This is a genomic window from Saccharibacillus alkalitolerans, assembly GCF_011090185.1.
In the GTDB taxonomy this organism is placed as follows: Bacteria; Bacillota; Bacilli; order Paenibacillales; family Paenibacillaceae; genus Saccharibacillus; species Saccharibacillus alkalitolerans.
This window is the reverse complement of record NZ_JAAFGS010000004.1, coordinates 42663-58683: the sequence shown is the minus strand read 5'-3', so window position 1 is coordinate 58683 and position 16021 is coordinate 42663. Positions and strand designations below refer to the sequence as shown.

Below are 16021 nucleotides of genomic sequence, written 5' to 3'. Positions count from 1 at the left end.
GTGAATGCCGGGGGAGCACCCCGTAAGCTTCGGAGCCGCTTACCGGCGTGCCCGAAGCTTTTTTGCAAGGGAAGAACAATGAGAAAAACCTCCCCCATAGCCCTAGACATTATGAGAAGTCCGGGTCTCTACTCATGCAGGGACAAATTTGTTACAATGACATACATAGAGAAGAGCTTAGGCGGCACGACCGATTGACGAGGGGCGGTTGTGCGGCTGGATATAGAGACCGCGGCATGCAGGCGGTACCAAGGAACGACAGGCGCGCGGGGGACGCAAAGCGCCGAAGGCTGCAAATTCAAATTCGGGAAGTGATACCGTGATCGACATGCAGGATGTGTGGAAGACATATCCGAACGGAACCCATGCGCTCAAAGGGGTTTCGGTCCAGATCGACCGCAGCGAATTCGTGTACGTCGTCGGCCCTTCGGGCGCCGGCAAGTCGACGTTCATGAAGCTGATGTATAGAGAAGAGGTACCGACGAAGGGGCAGATTTCCGTCAACGGATTCAACCTCGGCAAGCTGAAGCAGCGCAACATTCCGCTGCTGCGCCGCAATATCGGCGTCATTTTCCAAGATTACCGGCTGCTGCCGAAGCTGACCGCTTACGAGAACGTCGCGTTCGCGATGGAAGTGATCGAAGCGCCGCGCAAGATCATGAAGAAGAGAGTCATGGAAGTGCTCGACCTGGTCGGGCTGAAGAACAAAGCGAACCGCGAACCGGCGCATCTGTCGGGCGGCGAGCAGCAGCGCGTGGCGATCGCTCGGGCGATCGTGAACAATCCGTCGGTCATCGTGGCGGACGAGCCGACCGGCAACCTCGATCCGGAGACGTCCTGGGGCATCATGCAACTGCTGGACGAGATCAACTTCCGGGGCACGACGATCGTAATGGCAACCCACAACAAGGAGATCGTCAACACGATGCGCAAGCGCGTGCTCGCGATCGAGAACGGGCAGGTCGTCCGCGACCAGCTGAGGGGAGATTACGGTTATGAATTTTAATACCCTTCTGCGGCATCTTCGCGAAGGCACGAAAGACGTATTCCGGAACGGCTGGATGTCGGTCGCTTCGATGCTGTCCATCGTCGTATCGCTCTCCCTGCTGGGCGTCGCGCTGCTGCTCGTGCTGAACCTCGACCGGGCGGCCGACGAGGTCGACAAGCAGGTGGAGATCAGCGTGTACCTGAACCTCGATATCGAGCAGGGACAGCGCGAGGCCGTCGAACAGGAGATCCGGAACATGCCGGAAGTGCAGGAACTGACTTTCGTGTCGAAGCAGGAAGGCCTGGAAGCGATGCGCGAGACGCTCGGCGACGCGATGGTGAAGGGCTACGAAGAGACGGGGACGAACCCGCTGCCCGACATGTTCAAGGTTCAGGTCATCGAAGCGACGACGGTGCCGTTCGTGGCGGACAAGATTTCGGCGCTCAACGATTCGAATCCGAACGAGCCGATTTACGAAGTGGATTACGGAAAAGGAACCGCGGAAAGACTGTTCCAGTGGACGCAGACGATCCGCGTCGTCGGCCTGCTGCTCGTCGTGGGTCTCGGCGTCATGGCGATGTTCCTGATCGCGAACACGATCAAGGTGACCATCATCGCCCGCCGCAGAGAGATCGCGATCATGAAGCTGGTCGGCGCGACGAACCGCTTTATCCGCTGGCCGTTCTTTATCGAGGGCGTGCTGGTGGGAATGACCGGAGCGGCCTTGACGTTGGCGATTGTATTATACGGATATTTCAGAGTTCAACTGGCGGCCGCCGACTGGAGTTCGGCGCTGTTCACGTTAATCCCTCTCCAGGAAATCTGGCTGTGGTTCAGCATTTTGATTCTCGGTCTCGGCTTCCTGATCGGAGCCTGGGGCAGCACGATTTCGATCCGCAAGTTTTTGAAGGTCTGACGCTGGCGAACGGCTGCCAACGATAATTCGGAATAAAGGATGGGGAACCCGTTTTGAAAAAAACAGCTTCGGTATTGGCCGGCGTCTTGTTGGCCGCATTGATCGTCCAGCCTGCCAGCCTTCATGCTTCGGGCTCGACGGATAAAATCGACCGCCAGCTCGAAAAACTGCAGCAGCAGGAAAAAGACGCACAGACGCAGAAGAAGGCGGCGGAGGCCGACAAGAAAGCGGCCCAGCATTACAAAAACAAAACGTCCCAGTACCTGGAGCAGGTGCTGGCGAATATCGAAGTGGTCGGCGGCAAGCTGACCCAGGTAACCATGGAACTGTCGGAGACCGAAATGCAGCTCGAGCAGACCCAAAAAGATCTGGAAGCCGCCAAAAAGCGGATTTCCGAGCGCGAAGGACTGCTCGATACGCGGGTCCGCATGATGTATACCGACGGGGCCGTTTCCTACCTCGACGTGCTGATGGCTTCCGCCGATTTCGGCGATTTTCTGAACCGTGCCGATTCGATTAAGCGCATCATCGGCCAAGACCGCAGCATTCTGGAAGAGCAGAAGCGCGACCAGGAGATCGTGGTGGAAAAACAGGCGGATCTGAAGATGCAGCACGCCACGCAGAAGACGCTGCTCGCGCAGGTGGAGGCCCATAAGAAAGAACTGGACGCCAAGGAACAGGAGAAGCGCAAGCTGATCGCCCAGTACGACGCCGATATCGAAGAAGCCGGCGAGATCAGCGAAGAGCAGGACGCGATGCTCGTCGAATTCGCGACCAAGCGTGCGGATCTGGAACGCGAGAAGCGCGAGATCGAGGAAGCGCGCCGCAGAGCCGAGGCCGAAGCCGCGCTGCGCGTCGCCCAGGAGAAAGCCCGTCAGGCCGCGGCAGAGAAAAAGGCCGAGGAGCAGCGCCAGGCCGAACAAGAGGCGGCCCGTGCCGCGGCTGCGGCGGAAGCCGCGCAGTCTTCGAGCGACTATTCGTACAGCAGCGGAGATACGTCTCCCCTGCCGGACAGCGGCGGAAGCCAATCGTCTTCGAGCGGTTCGATGCTGACGCCGGTGGACCACTACCGGATGTCTTCCGGCTTCGGCACGCGGGTGCACCCGATTACCGGCAAGGTCAAGAAGCACACCGGCGTCGATATGGCGGCTCCGCAGGGTACGGATATCCATGCCGCCGAAAGCGGCGTCGTAACCGTCGCCCAGTGGTGGAACGGTTACGGCAATACGGTCGTGGTCGATCACGGGAACGGAGTCTGGACGCTCTACGGACATATCCGCGACGGAGGCATTATGGTGACGCCGGGCCAGACGGTTCAGCGCGGCCAGAAGATCGCCGAAATCGGATCGACCGGCAATTCGACCGGACCGCACCTGCATTTTGAAGTAAGAATCAACGGCGAGCCGGTCAACCCGGTGCCTTACCTGGGCTGGTAAGCCCGGCGAAGGAGAAGCCTTTGCACCATCCGAATTCCCGCCCGGCGCGTTCCGGGCGGGTCTTGCGTTTGGCGAAGGCTTCGTCCAAAATAAGAAGCACAGCCATTTCGATTTTTATAGCGCGTTTCATGTTCGGGGAAACGCGGCATAAACCGTAAACGGTCGGAGTCACAGGTTGAGGATATTTCCAAGGAGGCTTGCACCATGATAAAAAAACGGACGGCGGTTCTGTTGGTCATTGTGGCAATGATCATCGGAGGGGGAGCGGTGCTGGCCTTGACGAATTATCCGATCTTCGCAAGCAGCGGAGCAAGCGCGAGCACGGGTCTAAGCCAGAGCGAACTGAACAAGCTCAATACGGCGGTCAAGTTGATCGAGGACAACTATTATAAAGACGTGGATCACGGCAAGCTGGTCGAAGGCGCGATCAACGGCATCGTCGGTTCGCTGGGCGATCCTTATTCCGCCTATATGCCGGCCGAACAGGCCAGCGAATTCAACGAATCGATCGAAGGTTCGTTCACGGGGATCGGCGCCGAAGTCGAGCTCAAGAACGACCAGGTCACGGTCGTGTCTCCGATCAAGGGATCTCCGGCCGAGAAGGCCGGCATTCAGGCGAAAGACGTGCTGCTGTCGGTCGACGGCAAATCGCTGGCAGGTCTGGATCTGCAGACGGCCGTATCCAAGATCCGGGGGCCGAAGGGAAGCAAAGTGACCATCATGGTCCGGCGCCCGGGTACGCAGGACCCGATCAAATTCGAAATCACGCGGGACGACGTGGAGCTCGAGACCGTCAACGCCCATATGGAAAACGGCGGGGTCGGCGTGATCGAAGTCACGCAGTTCTCGTCCAACACGGGCGAACGCTTCAAGGAAGAGCTGACCAAGCTCGAAAAGCAGAACATGAAGGGACTCGTCATCGACCTGCGCAGCAATCCGGGCGGTCTGCTCAACGTCGTGGTCGACATGGCGGAGCAGTTCGTGCCGAAAGGCAGCATCATCGTGCAGGAAGAGCAGCGGAGCGGAGCGCGTCAGGCTGTTCGTTCGACAGGCGCCAAATCGAAAAAAGCTTACCCGGTCACGGTGCTCATCAACGGCGGCAGCGCCAGCGCCTCCGAAATTATGGCCGGCGCGCTGAAGGAGTCGGCGGGAGCGAAGCTGATGGGCGAGAATTCGTTCGGCAAAGGCACCGTTCAGACAAGCATTCCGAATCGCCTCGGCGACGGAACGCTGCTTAAGCTGACCATTGCGAAGTGGCTGACGCCGGACGCGGAATGGATTCACGAAAAAGGCATCAAGCCGGACGAAAAGGTCAGCCAGCCGGATTACTTCTCGGTGGTTCCGATCGACAAGGAACAGACGCTCAAGTACGACATGAACAACGAAAGCGTCAAGAGCGCGCAGATCATGCTGAGCGGACTGGGCTATGACGCCAAACGCAAAGACGGATACTTCGATGCGGAGACGAAAAAGCAGGTACAGGCTTTCCAAACCGCGCAAAAGCTGACGGTCAGCGGCATGATCGACAAAAAAACGGCCGAAGCGCTCGAAGCGGCCATTTTGAAACAGATCACCGACAAGGCCAACGACAAGCAGCTGAATCAGGCGATCGACGAGCTGAAGAAGGAAACGCTCGCGCCTGCGTCGAACTCCTAAAACAGCGTGTTAACGAAGAGAAGGCGCGAGCCTTCTCTTTTTACAAGCGGGACGAAAAGGAGAAACCGATGAACGAATACTTGGAAATGATCCTGTCGGCACTGCTGGAATTGATTGTTCAGCCTTTTTATTGGGCAGGTCTGCTCATTCTGCTCATGTATTATCGGCGTCAGGGCATGTTGGAGCGCAAGCTTTTTCATATCCGTCTGCACGGATACGGGGGACTGGCGGCGCGTTCGCTGCTGGGCGGACTGTGCGCGGGCGCGGCCGTATCGCTGATCATGGCCGGACTCGGCTTTACGCTGACGCCGTCCGGAGCGGCGGCGGTATGGATTACCGCGCTCGTGCTGCTGGCGTTCCGGATCCGTTTTGCGAATTTTGCTTACGCCGTCGGCGCATTGGGCGTGCTGCAGTTCGCGTTGAGCTGGATTCCCGGGCTGCCGGATACGGGAGTAGGGGGCAGCGTGCTAGGCGCGATTCAGGGTCTGAATATCCCTGCGCTGCTGGTCTTGGCGGCTCTCCTGCATCTGACGGAAAGCGCATTGATTGCTCTGCAGGGCAAGCACTTTGCCCTGCCGACTTACATACCGGGCAAGCGCGGCCGTCCGGTCGGAGCTTACGTGCTGCGCATGCTCTGGTTGGCGCCGACGCTGCTGCTTGTTCCGGCCGAAGGCGGCGCAATCTCGCTGCCTTGGCATCCCCCGCTTAACGGCTGGTTGGGCCTGCCGGAAGCGGCGGGCTATACGCTGCTGTCGCTTCCGGTCATGTTCGGCATGCAGGAAGCGACATGGACACAGCTGCCGGAACGAAAAGCTTCCCGAACGGCGCTGCGCGGGCTGCTGTTCGGAGGGGTTCTGCTGATTCTGGCGGCCGGCGCGGTATTCTGGCCGTCGATTACCGTCATCGTCGCCGCAGCGGGCATCGTTCTGCGCGAAGCGCTGATTCGCGACGCGGTTCGCGAAGAAGACGGCCAGCCGTCCCTCTACGCGCACTCGGGACGCGGACTTAAGATTTTGGCCGTCCAGCCGGGCAGTCCCGCCGAAGACATGGGCATCCTGCCGGGCGAAACAATGCTGAAAGTGAACGGAAGCCTGGTCGGCACGACTCAGCAGATGCACGAAGCGCTGCGAATCAATTCGGCGTTTTGCAAGCTCGAAGTGCAGAATCGCAGCGGGGAGAGCAAATTTCTGCAGCGTCCGATTTACGCGGGCGATCATCACCAGCTCGGTTTCGTATTTGCGCCGGACGACGCTTCGTTATCCGAGCGTCCTTCCCGGCCGCTCTCTCTTCCGGGATTGTGGAGCGTGCATACCGAACCGGGGCGGATTGAAGTCGAACCGATACTTCTGGCGTCTCCCGCATCGGATGCCGGACTTCCTTCGGCGGACAGTCAGACTCTTACCGCCGAAGAACCGCTGGAGGATCGGAAGAGCAAAGCCTCTCCCGCCGCTTCTTCACCCGTAGATTAACTAGACGATCGAAGGGCGAAAGACGTGATTTCCTGTTAAGGAAATCATGTCTTTTTTTGCGTTAAGGGGCTGTTTCCTTAGGATATGTGAGTAGTTCTTTTGGTTGGTTCCTTCTGTCCTTTTTGCTTCGTTCTTATATGAAAAAGTTGAAAGATGGACCTTTGTTCATAAAAATCTTGCACAGATTTTACGGGGAACTGATAGAATGAAGAAAATCCAAACGAATGGAAGACTTTTAGACTAGCCGGGGGGCGATGAGCAAGATGCGGAATTTCAAGGTCAAAACGAAAATATTGTTGCTGACGCTGTTGTCCGGAATCATACTGCTGGCCGTGGGCTGCACCGGGTATTTCGCGATGAAGCAGATGGCGGCGGCTTCGGAGAACATGTATCAGAACAATCTGCGTTCGCTGAACGCGATCGGGCAGGTGAGCTCGAACAACAGCGCGATCGAAGCGTACGTCATGGAAATGATGCTGACCGAAGACTACACGGCAAACCAGAATTTGTCGATGAGCATCAGCGACAGAACGGCGCGCAACGCGATGGCTTATTCCGAACTCGAAAAGATCGCGCTCAGCGCGGATGCGAAAGCGTTGTATGACGAGTACAGCAAGCTGACGCCGAACTACTTCAACGTTCGATCGCGGATCGTGGATCTGGCGACCCGCAATCAGGACCGAGAAGCTTACGGGATGTTCAGCTCGGAGCTGCAGCCGATCCGCGAACAAGTCAACCAGGTCGTGAACAAGCTGAATACTCAGCTTCTGCGGGAAGCGCAAAACAATAACGAGGCTTCGCTCGATCTGGCGTCTGCTTCCACCCTCTTGATCTTTATCTGTATCGGCGTCGGCGTGCTGCTGATCGCCGGAGGAGGGCTGCTGATCGCGCGCCTTGTATCCGATCCGCTGCGTCAGATGCAGCAGATGATGCGGAAGGCGGAGGGCGGGGACCTCAGCGTGCAGGGCACGTATCTGTTCCGCGACGAAATCGGCCAGGTTACGCAGTCGTTCAATCGCATGATCGCCGGTCTGCGCGACATGATCCGCCAGGTCGACGACAGCGCTTCTGCTCTGTCCGCCTCCTCGCAGCAGTTGGCCGCGAGCGCGGAACAGACGACGGGAGCGGCGGGACATATCGCGACATCCTCGGCCGAGCTGTCCGCCGGTTTCGAGACCCAGGCGAAGGCGATTGTAGGGGTCAGCGGCTTCGTTGACGAAATGGAGGGCAATATGCGCCGCCTCGGGAAAACCGGGGAAGAAATTGCCGGTTCCGTGCAGGGCGCCAACGAAGCGGCCGAACGGGGCAGCGAAGAAGTCCAAAAAACGATCGGACGCATGAACGAGATCGACCGCAGCGTCGCCCATGCGCTGGAAGTCGTGAAAGGGCTGCGCGGCCGTTCCGAAGAAATCGGGGCTGCGGCGGTTCTGATCGACCAGGTTGCCAAGCAGACCAATCTGCTGTCGCTGAACGCTTCGATCGAAGCGGCGCGCGCCGGAGAAGCCGGCCGCGGCTTTGCGGTCGTGGCCCAAGAGATCCGCAAGCTCGCGGAGAGCGCGGCCGACTCTACCCGAACGATCAGCCGGATCATCGCCGCCATTCAGGAAGAATCGGAGGCGGCGGTTACTTCGCTTAACGAAGGAGCCGACCGGGCCAAACGGGGCGTGGAGAGCGGGCGGGAAATTTCGGAAGTGTTCGGCCGAATCCGCAGTTCGGTCACCGGAGTTCGGCAGGAAACGGGCGAAGCCGGCGAATTGATCAATCTGCTGATGAGCCAGACTTCGCGGATCGCGGACGCGATGCGCGAAGTCAGTTCGATCGCTCAGCAGGGAGCGGCCGGCATCGAGGAAGTCAGCGCCGCCGGCGAAGAGCAGCTCTCGACAATGGAGGAAGTTCAAGGTTCGGCTCTCTTCCTGTCCGAGCTTGCGGAAGGGCTTCAGTCTGCTCTTTCTCGCTTTACGCTGGACGGGACGGGGACAGAAGGAGCGGTGATTTTGGCTTCCGAGGTTACAGAGAATGCCGACATTCCGAAAGGCATTCAAGCGGGCGGCGAAGACACGAATGATGCCGAAGAGACGGACAAGCTGAATCCCGTCGCTTAAGATTTGCCCGCCTGCCGATTTTCGAACAGGACAAAAAAAGCGCGATCGCCTCGAAAAAGGCGATACGCGCTTTTTATTTTGCCGCTGGCTTACTGCGCCGCGGCCGCCTCGTCCGACTGCAGCTGACGCAGTACGGTAATTTCGACGCGCCGGTTCTGCTGGCGCCCCTGCGGCGTCGAATTGTCGCCGACCGGGCGAGTATCCGCGTAACCCGCGTACTGGAACTGGGTCGGATCAAGCCCGCGCGCGTCGATAAAATAGCGGAGCACGGACAGCGCCCGGTCGCCGGACAGCTCCCAGTTGTCCGCGTATCGTCCGCCCGTGATCGGCTGGTTGTCCGTATGGCCTTCGATGCTGATCGTGGCGTCGACCGTACCGAACAGGGCGGCCAGACGATCCAAAATGCCGGTGGCGCCTTCCTTCAGATCGGCGCGCCCGACGTCGAACAGGAAACGGTCGCTGAGAGTGATCGAAATGCCCTGCGGTTTGTCGGCGACGAAAATTTGGTCCGCCAACCCGTTATCCGCCACATACGACTGGATCGTCTGCAGGAAGCTTGCCAGCTGACGCTCCTGTTCGCGGAACTGAAGCTCGCGCGCGGTCGGTTCGTCCTGGCCCTGCTGTTCGTCGTCGGTCGCTCCGCCCTGGGCGTTTCCTTTCGTGCCGGGCAGCTGCTGTCCGTTGTCGCCGACGATTTTGGGACCGCCGTCGAGAATGTTGGTGCCCGACTGGAACGTCGTCTGCAGCGAAGAAGAGACGGCTTCGTACTTCTCCGCGTCGATCGTGCTGACTCCGTACATGATGACGAAAAAGATCAGCAGCAGCGTCAGCAGGTCGGCATAGGTAATGAGCCAGCGTTCCTGCTGATGCGGCGGGGCGTCTTTGCGTCTTCGGCGTCTTCGGCTCATCGCAGCTCCGCTCCGTCCGCTTGATCTTCCCTGTAGTCATCGAGATACGTGGCCAGCTTCTTGCGGACCAGATTCGGGTTCTCCGCGTTTTGGACGGACAGCAGGCCTTCGAGCATCATCTCCATCACTTGGACCTCCTCTTCTCCGCGCGCGCGAATCTTGGATGCGATCGGCAGGAAAATCAGATTGGCGCTCGCGACTCCGTATAGGGTGGCGATAAACGCTACGGCGATCGACGAACCGAGGTTTGCGGGTTCCGTCAGGCTGCCGAGCACCCGGACCAAGCCCATGACCGTCCCGATAATGCCCATCGTCGGCGCATAGCCGCCCGCCGATTCGAAAATTTTGGCGTATCCGTCGTACTTGTCCTGCCGCTTGTCGATCTCGAGTTCGAGAATCTGGCGGATCAGCGGCTGATCGCCGCCGTCGACGATCAGACCGAGGCCTTCGCGCATAAAAGGATTCTCGTGCGTCTCCGCCGTCCGTTCGAGCGCCAGCATGCCCGAGCGCCGGGCCGTCTGAGCCATGCCGGCCATGTCTTCGATCAGCTCCTCGGCGTTCACCCGGCGCGAGCCGAAAGCCAGCTTCAGCGCGTCGGGCAGCGCCCGCAGTCTTCTCCAGGGGAAGCTGACGAAGACCGCCGCCGCGGTTCCGCCGAAAACGATCAGCGCCGCGGCGCCTTGAAGCAGCCCTCCCGCCTCGCCGCCTTCCCATAAAAATCCTCCGATCAGCGCGGCGAATCCGGCGATGATTCCGATAACCGTAGTGATGTCCATACGTTCGTTCCTCTCTGCAGCCCAAGCTTGAAATTAGCATGTGTCGTTTTCATAAATAATTGCAACGGATGGAGAAAAAGAGTATACTTAACGGGAACACGTATTCTTATTAAGAGGAAGCGAAACCGCCAAGGGGCTCTTTTCTCCGCCGGCGGAAGCGCCGTTTTTCGCAGGATACGATTGGGTTCGCTTCTCGGTTCCCGAAGTTTTTTTCGGCTTTTTCGATCATCGCTGCATCAGACATAATAACCGATAGGACGGGCAATTTTCATGCTTTGAATACGGGCGGCTCCGCAGCCGCTTCGTTTTCCGCGCGAAAATGTGGTTATGTACAATATAAAGCATCCGGACGGCGTGTCAAACGAAAGCGATACGCCGGTTTTTTTCGTATTCTCTGTTCAAATACTATCACTTCAAATGATGAGGGTGAAATAGGGCCAATGAGCGATATTGTGATGAGTAACAAACCGTTTGAAATCGTTTCGGAATTCTCGCCGCAGGGCGACCAGCCGACCGCGATCGAAGAATTGGTCGAAGGGGTGCGGGCAGGAAAAAAACACCAGACGCTGCTCGGCGCAACCGGCACGGGCAAGACGTTCACCATCGCCCAGACCATCGCGAAGCTCGGCCGGCCGACGCTTGTCATCGCCCACAACAAGACGCTTGCCGCTCAGCTGGCCAGCGAGTTCAAGGAATTCCTGCCGAACAATTCCGTCGATTATTTCGTCAGCTATTACGACTACTACCAGCCGGAAGCTTATGTCCCTTCTTCGGATACGTATATCGAGAAGGATTCGAGCATCAACGAAGAGATCGACAAGCTGCGCCACTCCGCGACCAGCTCGCTGTTCGAGCGGCGCGACGTCGTGATCGTGGCGAGCGTCTCCTGCATATACGGCCTCGGTTCGCCGCAGGAGTACGGCAACCTGCTGCTGTCCCTGCGCGTCGGCATGGAGAAGTCTCGCCAGGACATATTGTCGCGGCTTGTGGACATTCAGTATCAGCGCAACGATATCAACTTCGTACGGGGGACGTTCCGGGTCCGCGGCGACGTCGTCGAGATTTTTCCGGCTTCGCGCGACGAGCAGGCCGTTCGGATCGAACTGTTCGGCGACGAGATCGAGCGGATTACCGAAATCGACGTGCTGACCGGCGAGATTGTCGCCGAGCGCGAACATATCGCCATTTTCCCGGCTTCCCACTTCGTTACCCGCGAGGAAACGATGAAGATCGCCATCAAAAACATCGAGCGCGAGCTGGAAGAACGCCTGGCCGTATTCCACGAGCAGGGCAAGCTGCTGGAAGCCCAGCGGTTGGAACAGCGTACCCGCTACGATATCGAGATGATGAAGGAAGTCGGCTTCTGTTCCGGCATCGAGAACTATTCGGGACCGCTGACGTTCCGCGAACGGGGGGCGACGCCGTACACGCTGCTCGATTATTTCCCGGACGACATGCTGATCGTCATCGACGAATCGCACGTGACGCTGCCGCAGATCCGCGCCATGTACAACGGCGACCAAGCGCGCAAAAACGTGCTCGTCGACCACGGCTTCCGGCTTCCGTCGGCTCTGGACAACCGTCCGCTGAAGTTCGAAGAATTCGAGGACAAAGCGAATCAGCTGATTTACGTTTCGGCGACGCCGGGGCCTTACGAGATCGAACACTGCGACGAGATGGTCGAGCAGATTATCCGTCCGACCGGTCTGCTGGACCCGATCATCGAGGTGCGCAAGACCGAAGGACAGATCGACGATCTGATCGGCGAGATCCGGCTGCGGATCGAACGCGACGAGCGGGTGCTCGTCACGACGCTGACGAAGAAGATGGCCGAAGACCTGACGGACTACTTGAAAGAGATCGGCATCAAGGTTCGCTATCTGCACTCGGATATCAAGACGCTGGAGCGGATCGCCATTCTGCGCGACCTGCGGCTCGGCGTATTCCATGTGCTCGTCGGCATCAACCTGCTGCGGGAAGGTCTCGACCTGCCGGAAGTGTCGCTCGTTTCCATTCTTGATGCCGACAAGGAAGGCTTCCTGCGTTCGGAACGTTCGCTGATCCAGACGATCGGCCGCGCCGCCCGGAACTCCGAAGGCCGGGTCATCATGTACGGCGACAAGATCACGGAGTCGATGGACAAGGCGATGAAGGAGACGGAACGCCGCCGCGCCATCCAGATCGCTTACAACGAAGAGCACGGCATCACGCCGCAGACGATCAAGAAGAAGGTCCGCGACGTCATCGAGGCGACCAAGGCGGCCGAGGGAGGAACGGACTTCCTGTCCGGCGCCCAGGGCAAGATGACGAAGAAGGAACGCGAGAAGATGGCCATGCGCCTGGAGAAGGAAATGAAAGAAGCCGCCAAAAATCTCAACTTCGAGCGCGCCGCCGAACTGCGCGACGCTCTGCTGGAGCTTAAGGCGGCCGATTGATCCGCATCGCGTCTTTCATCCCGATATTCCTGTTCATTCTATCCGATATATCCGACACACAGCGTCCGCAGCCCTGCGGGCGCAATCTTTTGTCTACCCGTAACAGCCGATTTTTCGGAAGCCGCGCTTCCCAAAAAGATGAAGAGGCCAACGATTCAATAGACATGTCGCTGGCAGCAGCGAAGGCGCAGGCCGTATCCTGAAGAAGCGAAGCGTTCGCCTTTGAATTCGGATTTCCCCCATGAAAAATAAAATCAAAGAAATCCGAATTCAACACGCGATCGTAAGGATACGGCCGGAGACGCAGCGTCTTCCCGGCTCATGCGTATTTTGAATCCGGCCCCCGATCTTTTTCGGCAAGCCGCATTCCCGCGAAAAGTCGCATTAAAAAGCATAACAGTGGAGGTTGAGGCCGGTGGCAAGCGAAAATATCGTAATCAAAGGTGCCAGAGCACACAACTTGAAAAATATCGACGTGACGATCCCCCGCGATCGCTTCGTCGTCCTGACAGGCCTTAGCGGCTCCGGCAAATCCTCGCTCGCGTTCGATACCATCTACGCCGAGGGCCAGCGCCGCTACGTCGAATCGCTGTCCGCCTACGCGCGCCAGTTCCTCGGCCAGATGGAGAAGCCGGACGTCGACTCGATCGACGGCTTGTCGCCGGCCATTTCGATCGACCAGAAGACGACGAGCCGCAACCCGCGCTCGACCGTCGGCACGGTCACGGAAATTTACGACTATCTGCGCCTGCTGTTCGCCCGGATCGGCAAGCCGCACTGCCCCGATCACGGCGTGGAGATTACGTCGCAGACCGTCGAACAGATGGTCGATCGGATCATGCAGTTCCCGGAGAAGACGAGATTGCAGATTCTGGCTCCGGTCATTTCCGGCAAGAAAGGCGAGCATAAGAGCCTGTTCACCGAGATTTCGAAGCAGGGCTTCGTCCGGGTACGCGTGGACGGCGAGCTGCGCGATCTGTCGGAAAGCATCGAGCTGGAGAAGAACAAAAAGCACACGGTCGAGATCGTGGTCGACCGGATCGTCATCAAGGACGATGTGCAGACCCGACTGGCGGATTCCATCGAGACGGCGCTGAAGCTGTCCGGCGGGCAGCTGCTGGTCGACATCATCGGTCAGGAAGAGCTGCGCTTCAGTTCGAACTTCGCCTGCCCGATCTGCGGATTCAGCATGGATGAACTGTCTCCGCGCATGTTCTCCTTCAACAGCCCGTTCGGCGCCTGCCCGGACTGCGACGGTCTCGGCCACAAAATGGTCGTCGATCCCGATCTGCTTGTGCCGGACGAGCGCAAGACGATCGAAGAAGGCGCCTTTACCGCATGGAGCGGCGGTCTGTCGAACTATTATCCCCAGTTCCTGGCCGCGGTCTGCGAACATTACAAGATTCCGACCGACGTGCCCGTATCCGAACTGACCCAAGATCAGAAAAACAAGATTCTTTACGGCAGCGACGGACAAAAAGTGAAGTTCCGCTACGAAGGCGACTTCGGCCGCAGCAAGGAAGTGACGGTCGCGTTCGAAGGCATCATTCCGAACCTGGAGCGCCGCTACCGCGATACGTCGTCCGAGAGCATGCGGGAATATATCGAAGGCTTTATGGGCACCAAGCCTTGCGGCACATGCAAAGGCAAACGTCTGAAGCGCGAAGTGCTGGCGGTGACCGTCGGCGGCGAGAACATCGCGCATGTGACCGATCTGTCGATCTCCAAAGCCTCCGAGTTTTTCGACAAGCTCGAACTGACGGAAAAAGAACGCTCCATCGCGAACCTGATCTTGAAGGAAGTATGCAGCCGCCTCGGCTTCCTGGAAAACGTCGGCCTGACCTACCTGACGCTGAGCCGCGCGGCCGGCACGCTGTCGGGGGGCGAGGCGCAGCGGATCCGGCTGGCGACGCAGATCGGATCGAGTCTTATGGGCGTCCTGTACATTCTCGACGAGCCGAGCATCGGCCTGCATCAGCGCGACAACGACCAGCTCATCAAGACGCTGGCGCATATGCGCGACCTCGGCAATACGCTGATCGTCGTCGAGCACGACGAGGATACGATGATGGCCTGCGACTATATCATCGATATCGGTCCGGGCGCGGGCGTGCACGGCGGACAGATCATCGCCCAGGGAACGCCGCAGGAGATCATGGACAATCCGGACTCGCTGACGGGCCAATATTTGAGCGGACGCCGCTTCATTCAAGTGCCGCTGAACCGGCGCCGGCCGGGCGACCGCTGGCTCGAGATCCGCGGCGCGAAAGAAAACAACCTGAACAACGTCAACGTCAAGATCCCGATCGGCCTGTTCACGACGGTAACCGGCGTATCGGGCTCCGGCAAGTCTTCGCTCGTCAACGAAGTGCTGCACAAGGCGCTGGCGCGCGACTTGAACCGCGCGCGGGTCAAACCGGGCAAGCATAAGGAAATTCGCGGCCTGGAACATGTCGACAAGGTAGTCGACGTCGACCAGTCGCCGATCGGCCGCACGCCGAGATCGAACCCGGCGACGTACACGGGCGTGTTCGACAACATTCGCGACCTGTTCGCGACGACGAACGAAGCGAAGGTGCGCGGCTATCAGAAAGGCCGCTTCAGCTTCAATACGAAGGGCGGCCGCTGCGAAGCGTGCAAGGGCGACGGCATCATCAAGATCGAGATGCACTTCCTGCCGGATATCTACGTGCCCTGCGAAGTCTGCAAAGGCAAACGCTACAACCGCGAGACGCTGGAAGTGAAGTACAAGAACAAAAACATTGCCGACGTATTGGAGATGACGATCGAAGACGCGGTCGAATTTTTCCAGAACGTGCCGAAGATCAGCCGCAAGCTGCAGACGCTGCTCGACGTGGGCCTCGGCTACGTCAAGATGGGTCAGCCGGCGACGACGCTGTCGGGCGGCGAAGCGCAGCGCGTGAAGCTGGCTTCGGAGCTGCACCGCCGCAGCACGGGCAAGACGATCTACATCCTCGACGAACCGACGACCGGCCTGCACGTGGACGATATCGACCGTCTGCTGAGCGTGCTGCACCGCCTGGTGGAATCGGGCGATACGGTGCTCGTCATCGAGCATAACCTGGACGTCATCAAGACGGCGGATTACTTGATCGACATGGGCCCGGAAGGCGGCAGCGGCGGAGGCGACGTCGTGGCGATCGGTACGCCGGAAGAAGTGGCCAAGGTGGAAGGTTCCTATACGGGCCGCTACCTGGCGCCGGTACTGGAACGCGACACGCAGCGGACGCGGCAGGAGCTTGAGCCGGATCGCCAGCCTCTGGGCCAATAATTTCGCTTTCGGACAACCGCGGTTCGCTTCGGTGCCGCGGCGG

Annotated in this window: 10 protein-coding genes; 8 read left to right on the top strand and 2 right to left on the bottom strand. The window is 58.9% G+C overall.

What is annotated here, in order from left to right; genetic code table 11:
- Positions 1-319: 319 nt before the first annotated feature.
- The 6 genes from ftsE (at position 320) to GYN08_RS12195 (ending at position 8567) form a co-directional block, all read left to right on the top strand.
- Complete coding sequence (gene ftsE / locus GYN08_RS12220) at positions 320-1006, top strand: cell division ATP-binding protein FtsE (RefSeq protein ID WP_166274571.1); 687 nt, start codon at positions 320-322, stop codon at positions 1004-1006.
- A complete protein-coding gene (ftsX, locus tag GYN08_RS12215; protein WP_166274569.1) occupies positions 996-1904 on the top strand; it encodes a permease-like cell division protein FtsX in 909 nt (302 codons plus the stop codon). Before ftsE ends, ftsX begins: the two co-directional genes overlap by 11 nt.
- A 53-nt stretch (positions 1905-1957) precedes the next feature.
- The gene (locus tag GYN08_RS12210; RefSeq protein ID WP_166274567.1) at positions 1958-3340 is read left to right on the top strand and encodes a M23 family metallopeptidase; all 1383 of its coding nucleotides are present in this window, start codon (positions 1958-1960) and stop codon (positions 3338-3340) included.
- 204 nt (positions 3341-3544) lie between these two features.
- Complete coding sequence (locus tag GYN08_RS12205; RefSeq protein WP_166274565.1) at positions 3545-4996, top strand: S41 family peptidase; 1452 nt, start codon at positions 3545-3547, stop codon at positions 4994-4996.
- Positions 4997-5064: 68 nt separating this feature from the next.
- Complete coding sequence (locus GYN08_RS12200) at positions 5065-6465, top strand: PDZ domain-containing protein (RefSeq protein ID WP_166274563.1); 1401 nt, start codon at positions 5065-5067, stop codon at positions 6463-6465.
- A gap of 263 nt (positions 6466-6728) precedes the next feature.
- Positions 6729-8567, top strand: a complete 1839-nt coding sequence (locus GYN08_RS12195; RefSeq protein ID WP_166274561.1) for a methyl-accepting chemotaxis protein — start codon at positions 6729-6731, stop codon at positions 8565-8567.
- 89 nt (positions 8568-8656) lie between these two features.
- On the opposite strand, the gene GYN08_RS12190 is transcribed toward GYN08_RS12195, so the two are convergent.
- Both GYN08_RS12190 and GYN08_RS12185 read right to left on the bottom strand, forming a co-directional pair.
- A complete protein-coding gene (locus GYN08_RS12190) occupies positions 8657-9475 on the bottom strand; it encodes an OmpA/MotB family protein (RefSeq protein ID WP_166274559.1) in 819 nt (272 codons plus the stop codon).
- A complete protein-coding gene (locus tag GYN08_RS12185) occupies positions 9472-10251 on the bottom strand; it encodes a flagellar motor protein (protein ID WP_166274557.1) in 780 nt (259 codons plus the stop codon). The genes GYN08_RS12190 and GYN08_RS12185 overlap by 4 nt, the downstream gene beginning before the upstream one ends.
- 440 nt (positions 10252-10691) lie before the next feature.
- Between GYN08_RS12185 and uvrB the strand changes: the two genes are divergently transcribed.
- Positions 10692-12686 carry an excinuclease ABC subunit UvrB gene (uvrB, locus tag GYN08_RS12180; protein ID WP_166274555.1) on the top strand — a complete coding sequence of 665 codons (1995 nt, stop codon included), beginning with the start codon at positions 10692-10694 and terminating at the stop codon, positions 12684-12686.
- Between the two features lie 415 nt (positions 12687-13101).
- Positions 13102-15978 carry an excinuclease ABC subunit UvrA gene (gene uvrA / locus GYN08_RS12175; RefSeq protein ID WP_166274553.1) on the top strand — a complete coding sequence of 959 codons (2877 nt, stop codon included), beginning with the start codon at positions 13102-13104 and terminating at the stop codon, positions 15976-15978.
- Positions 15979-16021: the final 43 nt, after the last annotated feature.